We start from the raw sequence: 24,727 nt of genomic DNA, 5'->3' as shown, positions 1-24,727 counted from the left end.
CTGGAGGGCGTGACTGCCCGGTGTTGGCGTCCGGCGGGTCTCCCCCGGACACCCGACCGGAAAAAACGCCGGTTCCGACGCCCCCGGGAAGAGGGCGCCAGGAACCGGCGCAGTGGCTCGCTACTTGCTGGCGGAGCCGGCAGCCTTGCCGAAGCGGGCCTCGAAGCGGGCCACGCGGCCGCCGGTGTCGAGGATCTTCTGCTTGCCCGTGTAGAACGGGTGGCACTCGGAGCAGACGTCGGCACGGATGGTGCCGTTGTCGATGGTGCTCCGGGTGGTGAACGACGCACCGCAGGTGCAGCTGACCTGCGTCTCGACGTACTCGGGGTGGATGTCGCGCTTCAAGGTGTCTCCTAGTTTCGGGAGGGCGCCGGGTCGTCCGCGCGGATTTGCGGGGCCGTGAACCGGGGCCGACGTACCAGTCTGCCAGGACCGGCCGTATCTCCCAAAACCGGGGGCGGGGCGCGGGTATTCCCGCCGCCCGGCCGTGCACCCGGGGTGACCGGTGGGCTACTCGACGACCTTGTCGGCGTCGCCCTTGTCGCCGGCCGACTTCTCGGTGGCGGAGGCGGGGATCGGCCGGTCGTTCCTGAGCGCGGCCCACACCTGCCGGCCGGCCTTCTCCTGCGGCAGGACCCGGTTCGGGTCGGCCGGGTCGTACTCCACGGGCAGGGTCACCATGTGCACGTTGTCGGCGCCGAGCCCCTTGAGACCGTTGGCGAAACCGGTGAGCTTCTTGACCGATCCGAGTCCGGAGTCGGTGGTGACGGCCTTGGTGGCGGCGTCCGCGAGACCGTAGAGCTTCTTGGGGCTGGAGAACACCCCGACGCTCTTCGTCTGGTCGATGAGCGCCTTGATGAACGCCTGCTGGAGCTGGATGCGTCCCAGGTCGCTGCCGTCGCCGACGCTCTTGCGGGTACGGACGAGCCCGAGGGACTCCTCGCCGTTCAGGGTGTGGGTGCCGGGCTCCAGGTCGAGGTGGCTCTTGGAGTCGTCGATCGCGGTCTTCGTGGTGATCTCGACGCCGCCGAGCTCGTCGATGAGCTTCTTGAAGCCGGTGAAGTCGACTTCCAGGTAGTGGTCCATGCGGATGCCGGACATCGACTCGACGGTCTTCACCGCGCAGGCGGGTCCGCCGACCTCGTAGGCGGTGTTGAACATCGCCCGGTGCTCGGCGGGGACCGTCTCGTCCGTGGTATCGCTCGCGCAGGCGGGGCGCTCTATCAGGGTGTCGCGCGGTATCGAGACGACGCTCGCGGAGTTGTGGCCCTTGTCGACGTGGACGACCATCGCGGTGTCCGAGCGGGCCGCACCTTCGTCCTGGCCGTACTTGCCGTTGTCGCCGGAGCGCGAGTCGGAGCCCAGCACCAGGATGTCCTGCGAGCCGTCGTCGACGTCGTCGGGACGGTCGGTGCCCAGCTTGGCGTCGATGTCGATGCTGGAGAGGTTGCCGTCGAGCGCCATGTACGCGTAGCCGAGCCCGGCCCCGCCGACGACCACGACTCCCGCCACCGTCCAGGCCGCGATGACCTTGGCGCGGTGCCGGCGGGTCGGCTTCCTCCGTCGGCTGCCGGTGCCGCGTATGCGACCCGTGCCCCTGCTCTGCTCGCTCACGCGTCTCCCTCGTCACTCCTGTGTGCCCGTGTGCCCCCTGCCGTGGTGTCCCACGCGCGGTCGGCCTCTCCTGTTGGGACGGCCGAAGCACCAAGAAGGGTTGCACAGACGCCTGTGGCCCCCGTCGGAGGACGGGGGCCACAGGTCTTACGGGCGTACGAGCCGTGAGGCGGCGTTCACCTGGGGTTTCGTTCCCCGTACGGCGATCGTGCGGACTGCCGGTGAGCCGTACGGGATGTGGTCAAGGTCTCGGGTCAGCCGAACAGGTCGTAGTTGTTGGCTCCGGTGCCGAGCAGCTTGCGGGCGCCGAAGATGTCGCTGTTGGCCTTGCCGGTGCCCGGGTAGAGGTACAGCTCCCCGGTCTTCACCCGGACGATGATGTCCGCGTGGCCGTCGCCGGTGAAGTCACCGGTGGTGACCAGGGCCGTGGCGACGTCCCAGGTCCGGACGAGGACCTTGGGCGCGAACGGGGCGCTCGCCTTGCCGGTGCCCTTGAAGAGGTACATCTTGCCGCCGCTGCCGCGGGCGATGATGTCGGCCTTGCCGTCGTTGGTGAAGTCACCGCTGCCGCGGACCATGTTGTAGCTGAGACCACCGCCGCCGATCTTGATCCGGGCGGCGAAGGTGCCGTTGCCCTTGCCCGGGTACAGCCAGAAGCCGCCGGAGGAGTCGGTCGACAGGATGTCCGGGTGGCCGTCGCTCGTCAGGTCGCCGGGGGCGAGGATCTGCTTGCGGGTGCCCCAGCCGGTGGCCAGGCGCGTGGTCTGCCAGTCGTCGGCCGCGATGCTGTACCACTGCCAGTACAGGTTGCCGTCCGTGCCGCGCACGAGCAGGTCCTGGTTGTCGTCCCGGTTCAGGTCCGTCTGGAGCAGGACGTTGATGCCGCCCCAGTCGCTGCTGTACGTGGCCTTCGTCATGCCGGTGCCGGTCGACTTGAACTGGTACATCGTCTTGTTGGACTTGCTGCGGGCCATCAGGTCCGCACGGTGGTCCCAGGTCATGTTGGTGTCGTAGGCGCGCGCGTTGATGGCGGACGTGTAGCTGGTCACCTTCGCGAAGACGCTGTACGCGCCCTGTCCGACGCAGTCCTCGATGCCCCAGGAGACGATGCCGGCCAGCTTGCCGCCGATGACCAGCGGGCCGCCGGAGTCACCGTTGCACGCCCCGACGGTCTCCGCGTCGCTCGCGCCGGTCTTGCCCGCGCAGACCATGTGGCCCGCGACGAAGTAGCTGCCGTACGAACTGCGGCACGCCGAGTCCGAGACGATCGGCAGGGTCGCCGAGCGCAGGGTGGTGGAGATGGCGTCGTCGGTGGAGCTGGTGCGGCCCCAGCCGTAGACCTTGGCCTGGGTGCCCGCGGTGTACAGGCCGGTGTCCGTGTTGGCCGCCACCGGAAGGGACTTGGCCGTGACCGGCTCGAAGAGGGTGAGGACGGCGACGTCGTTGTCGGCCGCGCCCTGCACGTCCTTGTAGACCGGGCTGTTCCACTGGCGGTAGGGCCAGGAGACGGTGCCGCTGCTGTTGGGCTCGGTGGAGGTGCTGCCGGTGACGACCGCGCCGTTGGCGTTCCAGTCGTAGCCCTTGACGCAGTGGGCGGCCGTGGCGATCTTCGTGGGCGCGATGACGACGCCGCCGCAGAAGAAGCCGGTGTCGTCGCTCTCGTCGGCCGGGGTGCCCTGGTCGTCGTAGTACCAGAGCTGCGCCATCCACGGGGCGCTGGAGATCGAGGTCTGCGTTCCGCCGATGACCATCGGGGCGGGGGTGCCCGGGCCGTCCCCGGCGAACTTGGCCGGCGGGAGCACCTCGCGGTCCGATCCGGCCGCGTCGGCCACCAGCTCGCGCAGCTGCGACTCGGCCGGGGCGGCGGGCCGTTCGGGGGCTGCCATCGGCAACGAGGGCGCGGGCTCCTCGGCCTGGGAGGAGGACATCGTCAGCGCGGTGCCGACGAGGGCGAGGACGGTGACGGCCGCCGCCGGAACGGCGAGTCTGAGCCGGCGCGCGTGCCGGCCCCCCGTGGTGCGTATGTGCACGCGGTGATCCTTCGGATAGGAACCGGGGAGACGCGAAAGCCCCGCCGGTCGGGAAACGGCGGGGGGTGCGTGAACTGTCCGCTGCGCAGGGCGGATCACCGCAGGGCTCACGCCTCTGCCGTTCCGCCTCGATGGCCCCCCACCTCAACTGCCCCAGACATTACGTCAGTAACAACGGCAAGGGAATGTGCAGGGAAAGAAAAGAAGAAGAAAAGGGAACCGGAGTGACGGAAAAAGGCTCCGCCCCCTCACCGAGGTGAGGGGGCGGAGCCTTGCATGCCGGTGACCAGGTCAGTCGTTGCCGTTTCCGCTGCCCGGCGTCGTCTTCTGGATCTGGAGCAGGAACTCCGCGTTGGACTGGGTCTTCTTCATCCGGTCCAGGAGGAGCTCGATCGCCTGCTGCTGGTCGAGCGCGTGCAGCACCCGGCGCAGCTTCCAGACGACCGCCAGCTCGTCGGTGCCGAGCAGGATCTCTTCCTTACGGGTGGAGGACGCGTCGACGTCCACCGCCGGGAAGATGCGCTTGTCCGAGAGCTTCCGGTCGAGCTTGAGCTCCATGTTGCCGGTGCCCTTGAACTCCTCGAAGATCACCTCGTCCATGCGCGAGCCGGTCTCGACGAGCGCGGTGGCCAGGATGGTCAGCGAGCCGCCGTCCTCGATGTTGCGCGCGGCGCCGAAGAAGCGCTTCGGGGGGTACAGCGCGGTCGAGTCGACACCACCGGAGAGGATGCGGCCGGAGGCCGGCGCCGCGAGGTTGTACGCGCGGCCCAGTCGGGTGATCGAGTCGAGCAGGACGACCACGTCGTGACCCAGCTCGACGAGGCGCTTGGCGCGCTCGATGGCCAGCTCGGCGACGGTGGTGTGGTCCTCGGCGGGACGGTCGAAGGTCGAGGAGATGACCTCGCCCTTCACCGACCGCTGCATGTCGGTGACCTCTTCCGGACGCTCGTCGACCAGGACGACCATCAGGTGGCACTCGGGGCTGTTGACCGTGATCGCGTTGGCGATCGACTGAAGGATCATGGTCTTGCCGGTCTTCGGCGGGGCCACGATGAGCCCGCGCTGGCCCTTGCCGATCGGGGCCACCAGGTCGATGATCCGCGTCGTCAGGATGTTGGAGTCGGTCTCCAGACGGAGCCGGTCCTGCGGGTAGAGCGGGGTCAGCTTCTGGAACTCGGGGCGGCCGCGGCCGGACTCCGGCGCCATGCCGTTGACCGAGTCGAGGCGGACCAGCGCGTTGAACTTCTCGCGCCGCTCGCCGTCCTTGGGCTGGCGCACCGCGCCGGTGACGTGGTCACCCTTGCGCAGGCCGTTCTTGCGGACCTGGGCGAGCGAGACGTACACGTCGTTCGGGCCCGGCAGGTAGCCGGAGGTCCGGATGAACGCGTAGTTGTCGAGGATGTCCAGGATGCCCGCGACGGGGATCAGGACGTCGTCCTCGGCCACCTGCACATCGCCGGCGAAGTCGTCGCGCCCGCGGCGGCCGCGGCGGTCGCGGTAGCGGCCACGACGGCCGCGGCGGCCGCCCGCCTCGTCGTCGAAGTCGTCCTGCGGACCGTTGTCACGGTTCTGCTGGCCCTGACCCTGGCCCTGGCGCTGCGGGCGCTGCCCGCCGCCGCCCTGCTGGCCCTGGTCGTCGCCCTTGCCGCGACGGTCGCGCTGGCGCTCACGGCGGCCCTCCCGGTCACCGCGGCCCTGGCCCTGGCGGTCACCGCGACGGCCCTCGGCCGTGTCGGCGGCGTTCTCGGCCCGGGCGTCGCCCTTGGGCTCGGCCCGCTCCTCGGTCTTCTGCTGCACCTCGGGCTCCGCCTTCGCCTTGACCTCGGTCTTCGCCTCGGTCTTGGTGTCGGGGCTGCCCGCCTGCGCGGTGGCACGGCGGCGACGGCGCTCGCCCGCGGGCTGGTCGTCGCTGGCCGGCTGGCCGGGGATGTCGATCTGCTGCTGCGCGGCCGTGCTCTTCTCGGCGGCGGCAGCGCCCTCGTCCCCGGTGCGCGCCTTCGAGGTCGCGCGGCGCTTGGGCTTGCTCTCCGCCTCGGCGGGGGCCTCTGCGGCCTTGGAGGAGGCCTTGGGGGCGGCGGATCCGCCACCCGCCTGCGCCTCCTTGATGACCTCGATCAGCTGGCTCTTGCGCATCCGCGCGGTGCCCCTGATGCCGAGGCCGGACGCGACCTGCTGCAGCTCGGCCAGGACCATGCCCTCGAGGCCGGTGCCGGAGCGGCGGCGCCGTGCGGTGGTGCCAGTGGCAGCACCTTCGGCGGGCGCGGCGCTGTCGACGTTCTTGTCGGCAGTGACGCCCATCAGATCGGTGGTGTCGCTCACGAAGGGTCCTTCCCTGGAGCGGACGTCGGCCTTCTGGCTCGGCGACCGGTTGTGCTGTCCGACTGCGGTCTGTTGATCTTGCTGGATCGCGGACCTTGCCGGGGCGGTGGTCCGCCGGGTACGGCGGAGAGATGAACATGCGGGGTCCGGCGCGAGATCCCCCTGCTCGGCCCACTCCTGGACGAGCGAGGGGTGTCGTGCCGGTTCCGGAGCGTGCTCGAAACTGCTCAGGCAGGCTGCTCAGGCAGTTGGGGAGGCTCCCGGAAGAATGGTGGTCCCGGAGGGGGACACGAAGCAACGCGCCTCAAAGACGTCGGTTGCAGACTTGAGGTTAACACTACCGGCTCCAACAAACATTCCCCCTCTCGCTCACCGGTAATCACATGCGGTTACGCGGCCAGCGGCAGCACAGTGGCGCCCGTCGCGTCGAGGGCCAGCCGATTCGCCGCCCAGCCCTCCCCCGCCAGTCGGGCGACCTTGTCGGCCGAACCCTCCTCCGTCAGCGCGAGGACCGTGGGTCCGGCACCGGAGATGACCGCGGGCACGCCGTCGGCGCGCAGGCGGTGCACCAGCTCCACGCTCTCCGGCATGGCCGGGCCCCGGTATTCCTGGTGGATCCGGTCCTCGGTGGCGGCGAGCAGCAGCTCGGGGCGGCGGGTCAGGGCCTCGACGAGCAGGGCCGCCCGGCCGGCGTTGAGGGCCGCGTCGACGTGCGGGACGGTGCGCGGCAGCAGGCCGCGCGCCGTCTCGGTGAGCACGGGGCGCCCGGGCACGAAGACGACGGGCACGACGGAGTCGGCGGGGTCCATCCGGATCGCCCGGGCCGAGCCGCCGTCCATCCAGGCGAGGGTGAATCCACCGAGCAGACAGGCCGCGACGTTGTCGGGGTGCCCCTCGATCTCGGTCGCCAGCTCCAGCAGGGCCGCGTCGTCGAGGCGGGCGTCGCCGCCGGTCGTCACGGCGCGGGCGGCGACGATTCCGGCGCAGATGGCGGCGGAGGAGGAGCCGAGGCCGCGGCCGTGCGGGATGCGGTTGGCGCAGACGATCTCCAGCCCGCGGGGCTGGCCGCCGAGCAGGTCGAACGCGGTGCGCAGGGAGCGCACGAGCAGGTGGCTCTCGTCGCGCGGCAGGCTCTCGCTGCCCTCACCTGCGATGTCGATGTGCAGCCCGGAGTCGGCGACCCGGACGACGACGTCGTCGTACAGCCCCAGCGAGAGGCCGAGGGCGTCGAAACCCGGCCCCAGGTTGGCGCTGGTGGCGGGGACGCGCACCCGGACGGCGGCGGCTCGGAACGCGGGACCGGCCATCGGTCGGACCACTCCTTGTAAGGCGGCGGGGATGCAGTGCGGTGGATCTGCGGCGGGGTCTGCGGGGACGGGGGCGGGACACGGTGCGCACCGGGGTGTTCAGGGGATCCGGTGGCCCGTCCCGCGTTCGCCCACGACGGCTGCCGTACCGCAGCGGACCGTCGGGCGGGTGTCGGGCGGATGGGGTACAGCTTATCGAAGGAAGGTTCTGTCGCGACATAGGGCGCACAGGAGGCGCACGATGCGTGTCGCCCGCCTCCTATGCGCTCTCCGCCCGGGAAAGAGGGCGGTTGAGCTGGGTTGTCACGGTTGGCCGGGCGGCGTCGGCACGGGCGGCGTCACCCTGGTCGGCCGGACGGGCCGCGGCGGCCGCCGCGGCCCGTCCGGCACTGGATCAGACGAGGCCGAGCTTCTCGGCGGCGGTGGCCGCGTCGACCGGGACCGTGACCGGCTGCGGTGCGCCCGCGACGGCCCAGTCGGGGTCCTTGAGGCCGTTGCCGGTGACCGTGCAGACGATCTTCTGGCCGGGGTCGACCTTGCCCTCCTCCGCGGCCTTGAGCAGACCGGCGACGGACGCGGCCGACGCGGGCTCCACGAAGACGCCCTCCTGGGAGGCCAACAGCCGGTAGGCGGACAGGATCTGCCGGTCCGTCACCTCGTCGATGAAGCCGCCCGACTCGTCCCGCGCGGCGAGCGCGTAGTTCCAGGAGGCCGGATTCCCGATGCGGATCGCGGTGGCGATGGTGGACGGGTCCTTGACGACCTCGCCGCGCACGATGGGCGCCGAACCGGAGGCCTGGAAGCCCCACATGCGCGGGGAGCGGGAGGAGACGCCGTCACCGGCGTACTCGGTGTACCCCTTCCAGTACGCGGTGATGTTGCCCGCGTTGCCGACCGGCAGGACGTGGATGTCGGGGGCGTCGCCGAGCGCGTCGACGATCTCGAACGCGGCGGTCTTCTGGCCCTCGATCCGGACCGGGTTGACCGAATTGACCAGCGCCACCGGGTAGTTGTCCGAGAGTGCGCGGGCCAGGGTCAGGCAGTCGTCGAAGTTGCCGTCGACCTGGAGGATCTTGGCGCCGTGCACGAGGGCCTGGCCCATCTTGCCGAGCGCGATCTTGCCCTGCGGTACGAGGACGGCGCAGACCATCCCCGCGCGCACCGCGTACGCCGCGGCGGAGGCCGAGGTGTTGCCGGTGGAGGCGCAGATGACGGCCTTCGCGCCCTCCTCCTTGGCCCGGGTGATGGCCATGGTCATGCCGCGGTCCTTGAAGGAACCGGTGGGGTTGGCGCCCTCGACCTTGAGGTGCACCTCGCAGCCCGTGCGCTCGGAGAGGACCTGCGCCGGTACGAGCGGCGTACCGCCCTCACGAAGCGTGACGACCGGCGTCGTGGCCGTGACCGGAAGCCGGTCCCGGTACTCCTCGATGATGCCGCGCCACTGGTGGGTGCCCTTGCTGGTCATGGGTCCTTTACTCCCCTTCAACACGCATGATGCTGGCGACACCGCGCACGGTGTCGAGCTTGCGCAGCGCTTCGACGGTCCCGGAGAGGGCGGCGTCGGGCGCGCGGTGGGTGACGACGACGAGCGATGCCTCGCCGTCCTTTCCCTGCTGGCGGACGGTATCGATCGATACCCCCTGCTCGGCGAAGACCGTCGCGACCTGGGCGAGGACGCCCGGCTTGTCGGCCACGTCGAGGCTGATGTGGTAGCGCGTGACGACCTCGCCCATGGGGCTGACCGGCAGGCGCGTGTAGGCGGACTCACCGGGTCCGGTGGCCTCGCCCAGTTTGTTGCGGCAGACCGCGACGAGGTCGCCGAGGACCGCGGATGCGGTCGGGGAGCCGCCGGCGCCGGGCCCGTAGAACATGAGCTGTCCGGCGGCCTCGGCCTCGACGAACACCGCGTTGTACGCCTCGCGGACGGAGGCCAGCGGGTGGCTGAGCGGGATCATCGCGGGGTGGACGCGGGCGGTGACGGAGGCCCCGTCGGCGGCGCGCTCGCAGATGGCCAGCAGCTTGACGGTGCAGCCCATGCGGCGGGCGGAGGCGATGTCGGCGGCGGTGACCTCGGTGATGCCCTCGCGGTGCACGTCACCGATCTTCACGCGGGTGTGGAAGGCGATCCCGGCGAGGATCGCGGCCTTCGCGGCGGCGTCGAAGCCCTCGACGTCGGCGGTCGGGTCGGCCTCGGCGTACCCGAGGGCGGTGGCCTCGTCGAGCGCCTCGGAGTAACCGGCGCCGCTGGTGTCCATCTTGTCGAGGATGAAGTTGGTCGTGCCGTTGACGATGCCGAGCACCCGGTTGACCTTGTCGCCGGCGAGCGACTCGCGCAGCGGCCGGACCAGCGGGATGGCCCCGGCGACGGCGGCCTCGTAGTAGAGGTCGCGGCCGTACTTCTCGGCGGCGGCGTGCAGGGCGGCGCCGTCCTCGGCGAGCAGCGCCTTGTTGGCGGAGACGACGCTCGCGCCGTTCTCGAACGCGGTGGTGATGAGCGTACGGGCGGGCTCGATGCCCCCGATGACCTCGACGACGACGTCGATGTCGCCGCGCCGCACGAGCGCGGTCGCGTCGGTGGTGATCAGTGCGGGGTCGATGCCCTCCCGCACCTTCGAGGGCCGGCGGACGGCCACTCCGGCGAGCTCGACGGGCGCGCCGATGCGCGCCGCGAGGTCGTCGGCGTGCGTCGTCATGATGCGCGCCACCTCTGAGCCGACCACACCACAGCCCAGCAGCGCCACCTTCAGCGGACGCGTACGCATCATCCGACCTCGTTTCTCATACATGCTCATTGGGGACCAGTCTCACTCACCGGACGGGAGTTTCTGACCCCCGTCCGGATCCTGAGATGACTATTTCATCAGCCGACATCGAGACGCAGGAGATCTTCCTCCGTCTCGCGCCGGACGATCACACGCGCCTCGCCGTCGCGCACCGCGACGACCGGCGGGCGCAGCGCGTGGTTGTAGTTGCTCGCCATGGAACGGCAGTACGCGCCGGTGGCGGGGACGGCGATCAGGTCGCCGGGGGCCAGGTCGGCGGGGAGGAACGCGTCCTTGACCACGATGTCGCCGCTCTCGCAGTGCTTGCCGACGACCCGGACGAGCATCGGTTCGGCGTCCGAGGTGCGGGAGACCAGCGCGACGCTGTACTCGGCGTCGTACAGCGCGGTGCGGATGTTGTCCGACATGCCGCCGTCGACGCTGACGTACGTCCGCAGCCCCTCCAGGGGCTTGATCGTGCCGACCTCGTAGAGCGTGAACGCGGTGGGGCCGACGATGGCGCGGCCCGGCTCGACGGAGATCCGGGGCGTGCGCAGCTTCGCGGACTCGCACTCCCGCGTGACGATGTCGCTGAGCGCCTTCGCGATCTCGTGCGGCTCGCGGGGGTCGTCGTCCGAGGTGTACGCGATGCCGAGGCCGCCTCCGAGGTCGATCTCGGGCAGTTCGACGCCGTGCTCGTCGCGGATCTCGGCGAGCAGCTGCACCACGCGCCGGGCGGAGACCTCGAAGCCGGCCATGTCGAAGATCTGCGAACCGATGTGGGAGTGGACGCCGATGAGTTCGAGGCCGTCGAGCGCGAGCGCGCGGCGCACGGCCTCGGCGGCCTGCCCGTCGGCGAGCGCGATGCCGAACTTCTGGTCCTCGTGCGCGGTGGCGATGAACTCGTGGGTGTGGGCCTCGACGCCGACGGTGACGCGGATCTGCACGCGCTGGCGCACCCCGTGGCGCTGGGCGATGTGGGCGACGCGGACGATCTCCTGGAAGGAGTCGAGCACGATCCGCCCGACGCCCGCCTCGACGGCGCGCTCGATCTCGGCGACGGTCTTGTTGTTGCCGTGGAAGGCGATGCGCTCGGCGGGCATACCGGCGTCGAGAGCGGTGGTCAGCTCTCCGCCGGAGCACACGTCGAGATTGAGTCCTTCCTCCTTGAGCCAGCGGACGATCGCGCGGGAGAGGAAGGCCTTCCCGGCGTAGAAGACGTCGGCGTCGGGCCCGAAGGCGTCGGCCCAGGCGCGGCAGCGGGCCCGGAAGTCGCTCTCGTCGAGGAAGTAGGCGGGGGTGCCGAACTCCTCGGCGAGCCGGGCGACGGCGATCCCGCCGACGGTGAGGGCGCCGTCCGCGTCACGGGTGACGGTGCGCGACCAGACCTTCTCGTCGAGGGCGTTGAGGTCGGCGGCGGGGGCGGAGTAGTGCCCCTCGGGGAGGACGTCGGCGTGACGGGGGCCTGCGGGGTGTGCGGAGCGGCTCATCGTGATGCTCTCTCGGGTCTTTTCTGATCTCGTCAGAGATGTTCGGGCGCGCGGATGCCGAGCAGGGACAGGCCGCCTGCCAGCACCGTCCCGGCGGCTTCGGCGATGGCCAGCCGGGCACGGTGGGCGGCCGAGGGTTTCTCGTCACCGGCGGGCAGGGGCGGGCAGGAGTCGTGGAAGTCGAAGAACGCGTGCGCGACGGCTTCCAGCTGCCGGGCGACCCGGTCGGGCGCGCGGTGACGGGCCCCGGCGAGCAGGACGCCGGGGTGGTCGGCGAGGAGGTCGAGGAGGGGGCGGGCGGCGCGGTCGTACGGGGCGGGGCTTTCGCCGTACGGGGCTGCCTCGGCGGTGAAGCCGAGGGCGGTGGCACTCCGGGTGAGGGCGCGGGCCCGGGCGTGGGCGTAACGGACCCGGAAGAGCGGATTGGCCTCGCCCTGGACGAGCAGTTCGGGGCCGAGGGCGGCGTGGTCGTGTCCGGCGGCCCGCAGGAGCCCCCACCGGGCCGCGTCGGGCCCGAGCCGCTCCAGCAGCTCCCCCGCGGTGACCCCGGCGGGGACGGGGCGGATCTCGGTGAGCGGTGTGGGCGGTGTCCCGTACGCGTTGACGGTGACGCCGAGGCGGACCCAGTCCGGGTCGGGCGCCTGTTCGCAGGTGGTCCGGCCCCGGGCGCCCTGGGCGACGAGGAGCCGGAACACGGCCTGGGCGGTGACGGCGGCGCGGGCCTCCCGCGCGTGGTGGAGCTGGTGGATCTCGTCCCCGAGAGCGCCCCCGTGCCCGTAAGCGAGGCCCTGTTCCCGTACAGCGGCGAGCACGGCCCGGTCGCTCTCGGCCGGGGCGTCGAGGGTGAAGCTCAGGAACCCCGGCCCGGTGATCTCGACCCGCCCGACGCCGGGCTCGGCGGCGACGCGTTCGCGCAGGATGCGGGCGACCTCCAGGGCGGGCAGCGCGGCGGGCCCGGCGAGCTGGAGGGCGACGGCGCAGGCGTAGTCGCCGCTGCCGCCGGGCCGGGTCCGCTCCACCCGTACGCGCGCGGGCACGGGCGCGCGCAACGCATCCTCGTCGACCGCGCGGCGCACGGCGTGCAGCACGGTCCGGGAGAGGTCGGCGGGGGTCACGGGTCAAGCGTAGGTGAGAGAGGGGGGCACTTTGCGACCCGGTTTCGCCATCCGGTCAGCCGGGCCCGGTTCCACGGCGCGGGGCAGCCGCTCCCGGCCCGCCACGCCGGTCAGCCGGCGGTGCTCCCCGCCCGCCCGGCACCGCGCCGCCCGTCCGCCGGTGCCTCTTCCTCCCCGGTCACCAGCCGGCGCATGATCCGCACCAGTTCGCTCGGCTCGAACGGCTTCGCCAGGAACGCGTCGACCCCGGCCGCCACGCCCGCGTCGACCTCGTGAGGCGTACAGGCGCTGATGACGGCGATGGGAAGCCGGCGGGTGCGGGGGTCGGAGCGCAGCCGGGTGGCGGTCTCCAGACCGTCCAGCCGGGGCATCACGACGTCGAGCGTGATGGCGTCGGGGCGGACTCTCGCGACCAGGTCCAGGGCCTCGACACCATCGGCCGCGGTCACGACCTCGAAGCCCTCCAGCTCGAGATTGACCCTGATCAGCTGCCGGATGACCTTGTTGTCGTCGACAACAAGCACGCGGCCGTACGCCCCTGACACCCTTCGAGAGTAGGTCGGCCCGAGGGACCGCGTCCGGGTTTTGTCCACTTCGACCCCGGACGGGTGGCCACTGCCTCACCACGCCGCTTCCGCACCCCGCCCGACCGGGAGGAAGAGGCGCGGAGGCACGGCGGAATACCTGTTCACGGAGACCCCGTGGGAGCTGGTAGTGTTTCACCCGTCGCAGAGCAACACCGCGATTCGCCCCCGTAGCTCAGGGGATAGAGCATCGGCCTCCGGAGCCGGGTGCGCAGGTTCGAATCCTGCCGGGGGCACTTCCGGATTGAAGAACCGGACCAGCAGAGGCTGGTCCGGTTTTTTCGTGTCCGCCGCGCATGCCGCAGCCCTGTGAGGGCGAGCGGGATGCGGTCCGGCTCGCCCTCACAGGGGGTGGTCAGAACTTCCCGTCGACCGGGATCCAGCCGGACCACGCCTCGGGCTGGTAGAACTTGCCGGTGTCGCCGTCGTAGCGCAGGACGCGCAGGCGTACGTTGCCGGTCTCGCGGTAGTCCTTGTTGCAGGTCGCCCAGGTGTTCACGCCGAGCTTGTTGACACAGACCTCCTCGGCGCGCCCGTAGTCGGTGTAGACCCCGACGGCGGCGGACATGCCGTCCTTCTTCGTGTCGCCCGCCCAGATGATGTCGCCGTTGTGCTGGAAGCACCCGCTGGTGCCGTAGGCGGCGGTCGCGCCCAGGCAGGTGTTCGACGGCGGGGCGGCCTTGGCGGCCATCGCGCCCGCCGGTCCCGTCTTCTCGTCCTCGTCCGACGGGAAGGGGAACTCCGTGCCGGGTTCCGTGGCGAGGCCTTCGACGATCTTCACGTCGATGGGCAGCTGGACTTCCACGGGGGTCTCCGGGGCATCGTCGGCGAGCGCCGGCGTCGCGGTGACGGCCGAGAGGGCGAGTGCCGACGCCCCGGCGAGAACGCTCAACTTCGAGCGCCAGTTTTCACGCATGCTTCACTACCCCCGCGCCTGACCTCTGTGGCGAGATCATCAATTATCAAATGTGAACAGGGTGTGAGACTAAGAGATCGCTGTGACGGAAGGAAGGGGCCCCTGTGACGCAAGTGGTTAACGGTGCCCGTGATCCTGCGAGTCGCACGGGTGCCGAGGACGGTGGGGTACGCGGAACGGGAGGGCGGGCACACGGTTGTGTGCCCGCCCTCCCGTTCCGGTTCTCTCACCCGCTCACCGGGGACGCGCTCACGGCAGGGTGGGCGGTTCGGCGGCCCGCTCCCCCTCGGTGACTTCGGCGAACGAGGGGTCGACGGCGCACTCCGCCGGGATGTCGGCGGCGGAGCGGGCGCACTTCTCGGGGCCCGCCACGCTCTGCTCGTTCAGCTCGGGCGGCTCCGTCTGCAGCTTGCCCGTCTCGATGTTCTCCGCGAGTTCCTTCACCGAAGCCGGTCCCGTGGGGGCGGCGGGCCGCTCGGCGTCCGCCGTGCCCGGCGAGGACGAACAGGCCGCCAGGCCCGCCGTGGCGCACAGGACGAGGGCGGCTGAAGCCGCGGCGGTACGAAGTCGCATGGAAATCCCCCCTACGCGGATGCCCGGACACCCGGGTCATCAGTCGATCCACGGTGCCACAGAGGGGGGTTGGGCGGGCGGAGATCAGGTGAAGAAGGCGCAGAGAGTGCCGCGTCAGCCGACCGGCAGCCCCGGTGCCGGATAAGCGTCCATCAGCTCCTTCACCTCTTCCCGTACCTTCCTGATCGCCGCCTCGTCGCCCGTGCGTGCCGCGTCGACCGCCGTGGTGATCCAGGTGGCGACCGTGCCCATCGCGGAGGCCGGGACGCCCCGGGAGGTGAGGGCCGGGGTGCCGATCCGGATGCCGGAGGGGTCGAAGGGCTTACGGGGGTCGTAGGGGACGGTGTTGTAGTTGACGACGATGCCCGCGCGGTCGAGGGCCTTGGCCGCGGTCTTGCCGGGGACGTCCTTGTTCGTGAGGTCGATCAGCAGCAGGTGGTTGTCGGTGCCGCCGGAGACCAGGTCGAAGCCGCGGGCGGCCAACTCCTCGCCCAGAGCGCGGGCGTTGGCGACGACCTGGTGGGCGTAGGAGCAGAAGCCGGCGGTGGCGGCTTCGCCGAGGGCGACCGCGATGGCGGCCGTGGTCTGGTTGTGCGGGCCGCCCTGGAGGCCGGGGAAGACCGCGCGGTCGACGGCGCGGGCGTGTTCGGCGGTGGAGAGCAGCATCGCGCCGCGCGGGCCGCGCAGGGTCTTGTGCGTGGTGGTGGAGACGACGTCCGCGTGACCGGCGGGCGAGGGGTGCGCGCCGCCCGCGATCAGGCCGGCGATGTGCGCGATGTCCGCGACCAGGACGGCGCCCGTCTCGCGGGCGATCTCCGCGAAGCCCGCGAAGTCGATCGTGCGGGGAACGGCCGTACCGCCGCAGAAGATGAGCTGGGGCCGTTCGGCGAGGGCCAGGTCGCGGACCTCGTCCAGGTCGATCCGGCCGGTGTCCCGGCGCACCCCGTACCGGACACCCCGGAACCAGCGGCCGGTGGCCGAGACGTCCCAGCCGTGCGTGAGGTGGCCGCCCATCGGGAGGGACATGCCGAGGACGGTGTCACCGGGCTGGAGGAAGGCCAGGTAGGCGGCGAGGTTGGCCGGGGAGCCGGAGTACGGCTGGACGTTGGCGTGGTCCATCCCGAAGAGGGCCTGGGCGCGGCGGATCGCCAAGGTCTCGACCTGGTCGATGACCTGCTGGCCCTCGTAGTACCGCTTGCCGGGGTAGCCCTCGGAGTACTTGTTCTGGAGCACGGTGCCCGAGGCTTCGAGCACGGCGGCGGAGACGTAGTTCTCGCTGGGGATCAGGCGCAGGGTGTCGGCCTGGAGCTGCTCCTCCGCACCGATCAGGGCGGCCAGTTCCGGGTCGGACGCGGTGAGGGCCGGATGGTGGGGCGCGGTGGTGGTCGCGGTGGCGGTGATGGGCCGGGTGGTCATGGAAGAGGTCCTTCCGGGTCGGCCGCTCGACGCGGCGTGGACCCGGATGCCCAGGCGGACGGCTCTCCGGAGATGACGCCCCGGGCACGCCCGGGGTGTGCCGCTTCCTCGTGGTCGGTTCCACGGAGCGCCCCTGCCGGGGCGCGCGCCAGTCGCGGCGTTCGGCAGTTTAGGGGGTGGGCCCGGGCGGCGGTGGCCCGGCGCACGAAGAGGCTGCCGCGACCGTGCGTGATCGGTGACAGAACGGGGCAGATTCCCGGTGACTTTTTCGGCTCGGCGGTGGGGGACCGTTATGGAGTCCGGTGATCGTTACGGCGTTGCGGGGTACGGGTCCGGGGGCGACGGGGCGGTGCCGCCTCCGCCTGCTCACGCGCCGTCCGTCGGGCCGCCGCCGCCCGGTGCGTCGTTGCGGGCGGCCGCCGCCGCGTTGCTCAACCTGACCGGGCTCGGGCTCGGTTACGCCCTGTTGGGGCGCTGGGGGCGGGCCGCGGTGTGCTGGGCGGCCACGGCGGTGCTGCTGTGGGTGGCGTTGCCCGCCGATCCGGACGGGGTGCCCGCGGGGGTGCTCGTCGGGTATCTGCTCGTCCTGGTGCTCGCCGCCGTCGACGGGGGCCGGATCGCCCGGCGTTCGGCGGTGGGCGGGGCGTGGCGGCCCGGGCTTGCGGTCGGTCTCGGCGTGGTGCTGCTGGCCGTGCCGGCGGGTGGGGCCGTGGTGTACGGCTCCGCGCGGGACGAGGCGCGGGAGCAGATGCTGCTGGAGAGGCTGGAGTCCGGGGACGAGCGGGTCGCCACCGCCTCGGGGCAGCCGTTCGAGGCGGCGAAGGGCGAGTACGGGAAGGCCCTCGACGTCTATCGCGCGCTCGGCGAGGACCATCCCGGGTCCCGGGCCGCGAAGCTCGTGCCGGACCGGCTGGAGGCGTACTACGACGCCGTCTCCGCCCCGTACGCGAAGAAGCGGCACTGCGAGGCCGTCGCGCCGTTGACGTATCTGCGGACGCTGCCGGACTCGGTGGACAAGAAGGTGCTGGGCGAGCTGGCCGCCTGGCCCGACACACCGCTCGCCGAGTCGCTCTATGCGTGCGGCGTCTCGCGCCTGGGCGGGGCGGGGAGCGGTAGCGGCAGCAGTGGTGGCGGTGACGGCGGTGCGGAGCTGGGGCAGTTGCTGCGTACGTTCCCCGATTCCGCCTCCGCGCGGCGGGTCGCGCCTGCGATCGACGAGCGGATCGAGGACCAGGTCACGGCGTTGAAGGGGGCCGAGCCGTGTACGGCCACCGAAGTGCTGCGCGGCCTCGGCGCCACCGCGTCCCGGCTGCCCGACGACAGCGTGAAGAAGCTGAGCGCCGACGCCGACGAGGGGGTCGTGGACGGGGTGTACGCCTGCGGGGTCGACCAGTTCAAGGACGGGAAGTTCGGCGCCGCGCGCACGACGCTGACCGATTTCGCGCGGACGTACAAGAGCGACGGTCGGGTGCGGCAGGCCCGCAACATCGCGGTAGCCGCGGAGATAGCCGACGACCGGCCGGCCGCGGGCAAGCGGCTGCCGCCGTCGAAGCGGCCCGGCGGGGCCCGGATGGAGCTGGTCATCAGCAATGACGCGCCGAACACGGTCGAGGTCCTCTACACCGGCCCGGTCACCGGCACCGTCACGCTGAGGGCGTGCGCGGGGTGCGAGCGGTACAGCGCCTCCGAAGGACCGCGGCGGGCCTGCAAGGCGAGCGGCAGGAACTACCCGAAGGCGCGGCTCCAACTGCCCGCCGGGGAGTACCACTTCCTCTACAAGCACGGCACGGGCGCGGCCGCCCGGGTGGACAGCTACTCCTCCGGGACCCGGGTCCAGCCGGGCTACACCTACACCAGTTGCACCTACGTCATCGAGCGGAGCCCGTTCGACCTGGACCTGCCGCTGCTCCCCGATCCGATCCAGCCGGTGGTCAGCCCTTGGGGCGCGGGTTCTTCTCGATGACCCGGCCGTCCAGTTCGGCGGTGAGGAAGGCGCCGCCGTGCGCGTCGGAGACGTACACGCGCAGCACCGGGCGGTCGTCGTGGAAGGGCGACGAGGGGTCCACGATCACGTAACTGCTCTCCGGATCCTCGACGTTGAGCGTCTTCTCCGCCGCCTTCAGCAGCGCGGGCAGCGCGTCCCAGTCGACGGAGTCCAGGTCGACCGTCGTGGACCCGGACATCAGGGTGCCGCCCATGTCGTCGTTCTTCGCCCGGCCGTCTCGGTAGCTGAAACGGTCGTACAGAGCGGCGTTGGACTTCAGCGGCGCCTCGGCGGAGGCGTGTTCGCCGTAGAGCGTGAAGTCGGTGACCTTCGTTCCGCCCATGAGCGGCTTCAGCGCCTCGATCGCGGTCCGCGCGCCGTCCGGGGTCAGGAGGTTCGCCGCGTCCGCCCCCGGTACGTCCTGCTCGTCGGATCCGTCGGCGATCGGGTCCGGCGTGGGGGCCGGGACCTGGGGTGCGCTCGCCCGGTCGCGCGGGAGGTCGTCGCCGCCGGAGCCCTCGGAGGAGAAGGCACCGGCCGTCCAGAGGATGGCGCCCGCGATCACCACGGCCGAGACGACGGACGACGCGGCACTGATCCGCCAGACCCGGCGCTCGATGCGGCGTCCGCGCTCCCGCGAGACGGTGTCGGAAGCGGGGGGCGGGGTGCCGTAGCCCGTCGGGACGCGGTCCTCCGGGGCTCCGAAGGGCGCGGGCCCCGGCCGGGGCGGCGGTGTGGCGGCAGACTGCGTGGGCGCGGCGTGTACGGACCCGGGGTGCGCGGAGACGGGGTGCGCGGAGACGGGGTGTGCGGAGGCGGGCCGTTCCCGTACGGGCTGCGTGGGTGTCGGGGGCGTGCTCCCGACACCCCGTGCGGCCTCGTCCAGCAGCCGGTCGAGGGTTGCCGCGTCCGGGCGGGCCGGAATGTCCCGGGTGAGGAGCGCGCTCAGGACCGGGGCGAGGGCCCCGGCCCGTACCGGCGGCGGGATCTCCTCGTCGAGCACGGCGGCCAGCGTGGCGAGGGTGGTGGCCCGGCGCAGCGGGTGGCGGCCCTCGACGGCGACGTACAGCATCATGCCGAGCGACCAGAGGTCGGAGGACGGGTCGCCCTCCGTGCCCCGGATGCGCTCGGGGGCTATGTAGTCGGGCGAGCCGATGAGGGCGCCCGTCATCGTCAGGCTGGTCGACTCGCGGATGGCGGCGATGCCGAAGTCCGTGAGGACGGGGCGGCCGTCGGGGCGCAGCAGGACGTTGGCGGGCTTGACGTCCCGGTGCTGGATTCCGGCCGCATGGGCGGCGCGGAGGGCGGAGAGGATGCCGCGCCCCAGCTCGGCGGCGTCGTCGGGCTCCATGGGGCCGGTGGCGAGCCGGTCGTGCAGGGAGGAGCCGGCCACCAGCTCCATCACGATCCACGGGTAGCCGTCCTCGCCGGGGTCGACGATGTGGTGGACGGTGACCACGTTGGGGTGGTCGACCCGGGCCAGGGCGCGGGCCTCACGGAGCACCCGGGCGCGCAGGGTGCGGGCGCCCTCGGGGTCGTACTCCGCGAGCGCGGGGTCCGGGGGCCGCACCTCCTTGAGCGCGACGTCGCGGTGGAGCGCCTCGTCGCGGGCCCGCCATACCATGCCCATGCCACCGCTGCCGAGCCGCTCGACCAGCGTGAAACGGCCGTCGATCACCCGTCCCGAGGGGACCTCTTCGCTCATGGGCCGTAGCGTACGGGGGGCGTCGGACAGCGGGGAGCGGGGGCGGGGCCGGGGGCCGGGTCGGCAACCGCCGTCAGGCCGAGGCGCGTTTGCGGGACGATGCCGTCTTCTTCGTCCCGGTGCCGCCGCCCGACGACGTCTGCTTCTTCGCCGCCGTCTTCGTCGTCGTCTTCTTCGCGGTCGACCGGCTTCCGGTGGCCTTCTTCGTCGTCGACGTGGACTTCTTCGCGCCGGTGGACTTGGGGGTGGACTTCTTCGCTGCCGTGGTGCTCTTCTTCGTGGTCTGCGCGGAGGACTTCCCGGTCGGCTTCCCGGACGTCTTCTTGATGGGGTGCACGTCGGCCATCTCGCCGTCGCTCTTGTCCTCCGCCCCGGCCCCCTCCTCGCCCCGGGACTTCTTCGCCGCCTGGACGCTGTTCTCCAGGGCCGCGATCAGGTCGATGACCTTGCCGCCGCCGGCGTCCCCGGACTCGGCCGGGCGCACGGTCTCGCCGGAGGCCTTCGCGGCGATGAGTTCCTCCACCGCTTCCCGGTAGTCGTCGTGGAGGCTGTCCATGTCGACCTCGCCGAGGGTGTCCATCAGGGCGTCCGCCAGGTCGAGTTCGGCGTCGCGGACCGTGACGTCACCGTCCGGCGCGACGCCCTCGGGGGCGCGGATCTCGTCGGGCCAGAGCAGTCCGTGCATGGCGATCACGTCGTCCACGACGCGGAGCATGCCGAGCCGTTCACGGCCGCGCAGGGCGTACTTGGCGACGGCGACCTTGTTGCTGCGCTTGAGGGCCTCGCGGAGCAGGGTGTACGGCTTGGCGGCGGGTACGCCGTTGGCGGAGAGGTAGTACGCCGCGTCCATCTGGAGCGGGTCGATCTGGTCCGCGGGCACGAAGGCGACGATCTCGATGGTCTTCGCGGTGGGCAGCGGGAGCTGGGCGAGATCCTCGTCGGTGATCGGGATCATCGTGCCGTCGGCGTCCTCGTACGCCTTGCCGATCTCGCCGCCCTGGACCTCTTCCTCGTCCAGTTCACAGACCTTGCGGTACCGGATCCGGCCACCGTCGGCGAGGTGGATCTGCCGGAAGTGGATCGAGTGGTTCTCAGTGGCGTTGACCAGCTTGATCGGGATGCTGACCAGACCGAAGGAGATCGCGCCGTTCCATATGGACCTCACCGTTCACCCCTTGTCGACCGTGAAGGACTCTGTGGCGGATAAAGACGCTTTGGCCTGATTTCGTGTGACTCTTATCGTATGACGCCGATCACCGAGGTGGAGGGGCGACGGGTCTCGCTCAGCAATCTCGACAAGGTCCTGTATCCGGCCACGGGAACGACCAAGGGCGAGGTGCTGCACTACTACGCGGCCACCGTGGGCAGCGTGATCCTGCCCCACCTGGCCGACCGTCCCGTCTCCTTCCTGCGGTATCCGGACGGGCCCGGCGGCCAGCTCTTCTTCACCAAGAATCCGCCGCCCGGTACACCCGCCTGGGTGGAGACCACCCCGGTCCCCCGGAGCGAGGACCAGGGTGCGCGGCAGGTGGTCGTGCGCGATCTGGCCTCGTTGATGTGGGCGGCGAACCTGGTGGTGGAGTTCCACACCCCGCAGTGGCGCACGGGCGCGCCGGGGGTCGCCGACCGGATGGTCTTCGACCTGGACCCCGGCTCCCCCGCGACCGTCGTGGAGTGCTGCGCGGTGACGCTCTGGCTGCGGAAGCGGCTCGCGGACGACGGGCTGGCGGCGTACGGGAAGACGTCCGGGTCCAAGGGGCTGCATCTGCTGGTTCCGCTGGAGCCCACACCGTCCGGCGAGGTGTCCGCGTACGCGAAGCGGCTCGCCATGGAGGCGGAGGAGGCCCTTCCGGCGCTCGCCCTGCACCGGATGAAGCGCGCCCTGCGGCCGGGCAAGGTGTTCGTCGACTTCAGCCAGAACTCCGCGTCGAAGACGACCGCCACGCCCTACACCCTCCGCGCCCGGCCCGAGCCCACCGTCTCGGCCCCCGTCACCTGGGACGAGATCACGGGGTGCCGGGAGGCCGGGGCCCTGGTGTTCCGGGCCGGGGACATGGCCGCCCGCCTGGACCTGCACGGCGATCTGCTCGCCCCGCTGAACGACCCGGAACAGGCGCGTCCGCTGCCCGCGTGACACCTTGGGGAGCCCTGCGACGCCCACCGCTCACAGCGGCCTCACAGCCGGATCGTCTTGACCCGGTCATGACCTGGTTACGGCGCGAGGAAAGGCCACAAGTGGCGGGTGGATTGTCGGGGCCGTGGTGCACACTCTGCGCAGGCGCTTTCTACGGGGCGCGCCGGGAGGGGTGTGACGGGCCGGGTGCGCCATGCGGTGCGCCGGTCCGGGCGCTGTCGTGATCGTGGGGAGGGGATGGCGTGTTCTCGGGGATCGACGAGGTCGACTGGGCTTCGATGGAGCATGCCTACGGGCCGGCCGACGACGTACCGGAGCTGCTGCGGGGGCTCGCCTCCGCCGATCCGGCGGAGCGGGAGGCCGCGCTCGACGGTATGTACGGGGCCGTGCACCACCAGGGCGATGTGTACGCGTGCACGCTCGCGTGCATCCCGTTCCTGTTCGAGCTGGTGGTGGACCCGGGGGTGCAGGACCGCGGCGGTGTCGTCGAACTGCTCACCAGCATCGGGGGCTTCGACCTCGACGAGGACGACGAGGCGGAGATCGACGAGGACGAGATCGAGGGCGCCGCGAACTACGCGATGGCGGCGGCCGCGGTCACCGCGGGCGCCGGGGTGTTCTTCGAGCTGATCGCCGACGAGGATCCCGGGGTGCGGCTCGCGGCCCCGCTGGCGCTCGCCACGCTGCACCGGCACCCGGTGCGGGTGCTCGCGCTGCTGCGGGAGCGGTTGCCGGTGGAGCCCGACGAAGAGGTGCGGCTCGCCCTCGTGGAGGCGGCCGGGCGGGTCGCCCTGCGGCACCGGCCGCTGGCGGAGCGGGTCGGGAAGTGGCTGGGCCTGCTGGCGGAGCGGGCCGACTCCCCCGGGCTGCGGCTCGCGGCGCTGGCCCAGCTGGCGCGCTGTTCGCCCGACGGGCTGCCCGGCGATGTGGTGCCGGTGGTCGCGGGGCTGCTGCGCGAGATGCGTTCGGCGCCGGAGGAGTCCGGCGACGGGGGTGAGCACGCCCCTGCCGGAGGGATCGCCGCGCGGGAGGACGACGAGCCGGAGCCCGGCCAGGACACGACGCCGGACGCGGAGCCCGTGGACCCCGAGCCGCTGCCCTCGGCGGAGACCGGGCGTTGCGAGCACGTCGCGACGCCGACGCTCGTGGGGCAGCTGCGTTCGCTGTCCGCCCAGGAGAACGCCGGGCGCGGCGCCCCCTGGGCCGCGGATCTGCTGCGCACCCTGCACGTCGGACTCGACGACCGGGTGGGCGACCGCACCGCGCTGCTCGCCGACCAGTTGCGCAGCCCCGACCGCCGCCAGCGCATCGACGCCGTACGGATGAGCGGCGGGCTCATACGGGCCTGGCGCGGCCCCTACGAGGAGTTGGTGGCGCTCGTCGGCGAGCAGTTGTCCGACCCCGAGCCACGGCTCGCCGAGGCCGCGTCCCATGTGCTGGAGGAGTTGTTCGGGCTCGCCGCGCCCGCCGCGGACGCCCTGGCCGCCCGGCTGGCCGCCGATCCCGGGAGCTGGGTGAAGACGTGGGCCAGCGGTCCGCCCGGGCTCTCCTCCACCGTGAAGGCCCTGGCCCGGCTCGGCGACGCCCGTGCGGTGCCCGCGCTCGCGGGGGCCCTGGAGCTGCCGGAGGTGGCGCACGACGTCGGGTTCGCGGTGGGGCACCTGGGGGCGACGGCCCGGCCGCTCGCCGGGGCGCTGCGGCGCAGGCTCGCGGAGGTGGAGCTGGACGAGGGCGCCTACGACCGGGCGAGCCCGCTGCTGGCCGGGCTGACCGCGCTGCGGGCGGGCGAGGCGGCCCCCGAGGTGCTGCGGGTGCTGCGCGGGGCACCGGAGTACCGGGGCGAGTGGCTGCGTACGGCGGCGCTGCGGGCACTCGGCGCTTTCGGGCCCGCCGCGCGGGAGGCCGTCCCCGAGCTGCGGGCGCTGGTCCGCCGCCCGGGGACGGCGTCCGCGACGGAGGCGGCCGAGGCCCTGTGGGCGGTCTCCGGGGATGCCGAAGCGGTGCTGCCGGTGCTGATCGAGGGCCTCCAGTCGGACCAGGTGCACGACCGGCGGGCGGCGGCGGTGGCGCTGGGTGCCCTCGGGCCGCAAGCCGCGGTGGTCGCGCCCCGGCTGCGCGGGCTGCTGGCGCACGAGGAGCTGTGGCTGCGGGTGGACGCGGCGATCGCGCTGTGGGAGGTGTCCGGCCGGACGCGGGAGACCGTCGGGGCCCTGCTCACCGCCTGGGAGCAGAACCGCCATGTCCGGGTCCGGGTGGCAGAATGCCTGGCACGGATGGGGCCGGTCCCGGAGGGGTCGGCCGCGGCACACGTCCTGCGGAGCGAACTCGTCTCCGTACGCCGTCACAACGCGATGGACGGCGGGTACGGCAGTCATGACATCCACGAGGACGAAAAGCTCCTGGCGCTGTGCCGGCAGGCACTGCGGGGGACGGGGAAAGGAAGCACGTCATGATCATTTTCGGTACCAAGGGCTACCTCTACCAACTGGCCGTCCTGACGATGGTGTGCGGCTGGTGCGGCAATCCGGCGGCGCACACCCTGCGCAAGCGGGTCACGAAGTTCACGCTGTTCTTCGTGCCGCTGTTCCCGTTCTCGACGAAGTACGCCACGCAGTGCACGTTCTGCGGCGGGGAGCGGCAGATATCCAAGGAGGAGGCGGACCAGCTGCTCGCCCAGGCCGCGGCCGGGCAGGACGGCAACGCCTACGGCCAGGCCCCGCAGCAGCCCGGTGTCACGCCGCCCGGGCAGAACCCGTACCAGCGCTGACCCGGTCCTGC

General features: G+C 72.0%; 19 protein-coding genes and 1 tRNA gene. 5 read left to right on the top strand and 15 right to left on the bottom strand.

Annotated features, from left to right (window positions below; translation table 11 throughout):
• Positions 1 to 120: 120 nt before the first annotated feature.
• The 10 genes from rpmE to IE134_RS14615 form a co-directional block, all read right to left on the bottom strand.
• Positions 121 to 345 carry a 50S ribosomal protein L31 gene (gene rpmE, locus IE134_RS14660; protein WP_003966263.1) on the bottom strand — a complete coding sequence of 75 codons (225 nt, stop codon included), beginning with the start codon at positions 343 to 345 and terminating at the stop codon, positions 121 to 123.
• Between the two features lie 165 nt (positions 346 to 510).
• On the bottom strand, positions 511 to 1,614 hold the full coding sequence (locus IE134_RS14655; protein WP_098895439.1) for an LCP family protein: 1,104 nt from the start codon (positions 1,612 to 1,614) through the stop codon (positions 511 to 513).
• A gap of 254 nt (positions 1,615 to 1,868) precedes the next feature.
• The gene (locus IE134_RS14650; RefSeq protein ID WP_098018968.1) at positions 1,869 to 3,644 is read right to left on the bottom strand and encodes a trypsin-like serine protease; all 1,776 of its coding nucleotides are present in this window, start codon (positions 3,642 to 3,644) and stop codon (positions 1,869 to 1,871) included.
• Positions 3,645 to 3,935: 291 nt separating this feature from the next.
• Positions 3,936 to 5,963, bottom strand: coding sequence for a transcription termination factor Rho (gene rho, locus IE134_RS14645; RefSeq protein ID WP_030715267.1), 2,028 nt, complete (start codon positions 5,961 to 5,963; stop codon positions 3,936 to 3,938).
• A gap of 389 nt (positions 5,964 to 6,352) precedes the next feature.
• Entirely contained in the window at positions 6,353 to 7,270 is a 918-nt protein-coding gene (thrB, locus tag IE134_RS14640) for a homoserine kinase (RefSeq protein ID WP_030715269.1), read from the bottom strand.
• Positions 7,271 to 7,664: 394 nt separating this feature from the next.
• Positions 7,665 to 8,735: a threonine synthase gene (thrC, locus tag IE134_RS14635; protein WP_010060188.1), complete on the bottom strand. Its 1,071-nt coding sequence runs from the start codon at positions 8,733 to 8,735 to the stop codon at positions 7,665 to 7,667.
• Between the two features lie 7 nt (positions 8,736 to 8,742).
• Positions 8,743 to 10,032 carry a homoserine dehydrogenase gene (locus IE134_RS14630; RefSeq protein WP_030715273.1) on the bottom strand — a complete coding sequence of 430 codons (1,290 nt, stop codon included), beginning with the start codon at positions 10,030 to 10,032 and terminating at the stop codon, positions 8,743 to 8,745.
• Positions 10,033 to 10,130: 98 nt separating this feature from the next.
• The gene (gene lysA, locus IE134_RS14625; RefSeq protein WP_097986044.1) at positions 10,131 to 11,522 is read right to left on the bottom strand and encodes a diaminopimelate decarboxylase; all 1,392 of its coding nucleotides are present in this window, start codon (positions 11,520 to 11,522) and stop codon (positions 10,131 to 10,133) included.
• Between the two features lie 32 nt (positions 11,523 to 11,554).
• On the bottom strand, positions 11,555 to 12,637 hold the full coding sequence (gene nrtL, locus IE134_RS14620; RefSeq protein WP_030715279.1) for an ArgS-related anticodon-binding protein NrtL: 1,083 nt from the start codon (positions 12,635 to 12,637) through the stop codon (positions 11,555 to 11,557).
• Positions 12,638 to 12,747: 110 nt separating this feature from the next.
• Positions 12,748 to 13,161 carry a response regulator gene (locus IE134_RS14615; protein WP_030715284.1) on the bottom strand — a complete coding sequence of 138 codons (414 nt, stop codon included), beginning with the start codon at positions 13,159 to 13,161 and terminating at the stop codon, positions 12,748 to 12,750.
• Positions 13,162 to 13,385: 224 nt separating this feature from the next.
• On the opposite strand from IE134_RS14615, the gene IE134_RS14610 reads away from it, so the two are divergent.
• Positions 13,386 to 13,457 (top strand) — tRNA-Arg (locus IE134_RS14610).
• A gap of 119 nt (positions 13,458 to 13,576) precedes the next feature.
• Here the strand turns inward: IE134_RS14610 and IE134_RS14605 are convergent.
• The 3 genes from IE134_RS14605 to glyA all read right to left on the bottom strand — a co-directional run bounded on the left by IE134_RS14605 (position 13,577) and on the right by glyA (position 16,126).
• Positions 13,577 to 14,137, bottom strand: coding sequence for a hypothetical protein (locus IE134_RS14605; RefSeq protein WP_030715287.1), 561 nt, complete (start codon positions 14,135 to 14,137; stop codon positions 13,577 to 13,579).
• Positions 14,138 to 14,386: 249 nt separating this feature from the next.
• Positions 14,387 to 14,710: a hypothetical protein gene (locus tag IE134_RS14600; protein WP_030715290.1), complete on the bottom strand. Its 324-nt coding sequence runs from the start codon at positions 14,708 to 14,710 to the stop codon at positions 14,387 to 14,389.
• 114 nt (positions 14,711 to 14,824) lie between these two features.
• Positions 14,825 to 16,126, bottom strand: coding sequence for a serine hydroxymethyltransferase (gene glyA, locus IE134_RS14595; protein ID WP_030715293.1), 1,302 nt, complete (start codon positions 16,124 to 16,126; stop codon positions 14,825 to 14,827).
• A 292-nt stretch (positions 16,127 to 16,418) separates the two neighbouring features.
• Here glyA and IE134_RS14590 point away from each other — a divergent pair, with 292 nt between their 5' ends.
• On the top strand, positions 16,419 to 18,089 hold the full coding sequence (locus tag IE134_RS14590; RefSeq protein WP_229823558.1) for a hypothetical protein: 1,671 nt from the start codon (positions 16,419 to 16,421) through the stop codon (positions 18,087 to 18,089).
• On the opposite strand, the gene IE134_RS14585 is transcribed toward IE134_RS14590, so the two are convergent.
• Both IE134_RS14585 and ku read right to left on the bottom strand, forming a co-directional pair.
• The gene (locus IE134_RS14585; RefSeq protein ID WP_189430707.1) at positions 18,058 to 19,815 is read right to left on the bottom strand and encodes a serine/threonine-protein kinase; all 1,758 of its coding nucleotides are present in this window, start codon (positions 19,813 to 19,815) and stop codon (positions 18,058 to 18,060) included. The genes IE134_RS14590 and IE134_RS14585 overlap by 32 nt on opposite strands.
• A 73-nt stretch (positions 19,816 to 19,888) precedes the next feature.
• Entirely contained in the window at positions 19,889 to 20,980 is a 1,092-nt protein-coding gene (ku, locus tag IE134_RS14580; protein WP_030715310.1) for a non-homologous end joining protein Ku, read from the bottom strand.
• A 78-nt stretch (positions 20,981 to 21,058) separates the two neighbouring features.
• On the opposite strand from ku, the gene ligD reads away from it, so the two are divergent.
• From ligD to IE134_RS14565, 3 genes are all read left to right on the top strand, one after another.
• Entirely contained in the window at positions 21,059 to 21,949 is an 891-nt protein-coding gene (ligD, locus tag IE134_RS14575; protein WP_189430705.1) for a non-homologous end-joining DNA ligase, read from the top strand.
• Positions 21,950 to 22,191: 242 nt separating this feature from the next.
• Positions 22,192 to 24,402 carry a HEAT repeat domain-containing protein gene (locus tag IE134_RS14570; protein WP_189430703.1) on the top strand — a complete coding sequence of 737 codons (2,211 nt, stop codon included), beginning with the start codon at positions 22,192 to 22,194 and terminating at the stop codon, positions 24,400 to 24,402.
• A complete protein-coding gene (locus IE134_RS14565; protein WP_030810911.1) occupies positions 24,399 to 24,716 on the top strand; it encodes a zinc ribbon domain-containing protein in 318 nt (105 codons plus the stop codon). Before IE134_RS14570 ends, IE134_RS14565 begins: the two co-directional genes overlap by 4 nt.
• Positions 24,717 to 24,727 lie beyond the last annotated feature (11 nt).

The organism is Streptomyces rubiginosohelvolus (assembly GCF_014649875.1).
In the GTDB taxonomy this organism is placed as follows: Bacteria; Actinomycetota; Actinomycetes; order Streptomycetales; family Streptomycetaceae; genus Streptomyces; species Streptomyces rubiginosohelvolus.
Note: the sequence above shows the minus strand (reverse complement) of the source record. Positions and strands in the feature narration are given on the sequence as shown.

What these genes read in the sequence shown, in the direction of transcription:
- thrB (WP_030715269.1), bottom strand. Translation starts at nt 7,270, where the DNA reads ATGGCCGGTCCCGCGTTCCGAGCCGCCGCCGTCCGGGTGCGCGTCCCC.
- thrC (WP_010060188.1), bottom strand. Translation starts at nt 8,735, where the DNA reads ATGACCAGCAAGGGCACCCACCAGTGGCGCGGCATCATCGAGGAGTAC.
- IE134_RS14630 (WP_030715273.1), bottom strand. Translation starts at nt 10,032, where the DNA reads ATGCGTACGCGTCCGCTGAAGGTGGCGCTGCTGGGCTGTGGTGTGGTC.
- lysA (WP_097986044.1), bottom strand. Translation starts at nt 11,522, where the DNA reads ATGAGCCGCTCCGCACACCCCGCAGGCCCCCGTCACGCCGACGTCCTC.
- IE134_RS14605 (WP_030715287.1), bottom strand. Translation starts at nt 14,137, where the DNA reads ATGCGTGAAAACTGGCGCTCGAAGTTGAGCGTTCTCGCCGGGGCGTCG.
- IE134_RS14600 (WP_030715290.1), bottom strand. Translation starts at nt 14,710, where the DNA reads ATGCGACTTCGTACCGCCGCGGCTTCAGCCGCCCTCGTCCTGTGCGCC.
- glyA (WP_030715293.1), bottom strand. Translation starts at nt 16,126, where the DNA reads ATGACCACCCGGCCCATCACCGCCACCGCGACCACCACCGCGCCCCAC.
- IE134_RS14590 (WP_229823558.1), top strand. Translation starts at nt 16,419, where the DNA reads ATGGAGTCCGGTGATCGTTACGGCGTTGCGGGGTACGGGTCCGGGGGC.
- IE134_RS14585 (WP_189430707.1), bottom strand. Translation starts at nt 19,815, where the DNA reads ATGAGCGAAGAGGTCCCCTCGGGACGGGTGATCGACGGCCGTTTCACG.
- ligD (WP_189430705.1), top strand. Translation starts at nt 21,059, where the DNA reads ATGACGCCGATCACCGAGGTGGAGGGGCGACGGGTCTCGCTCAGCAAT.
- IE134_RS14565 (WP_030810911.1), top strand. Translation starts at nt 24,399, where the DNA reads ATGATCATTTTCGGTACCAAGGGCTACCTCTACCAACTGGCCGTCCTG.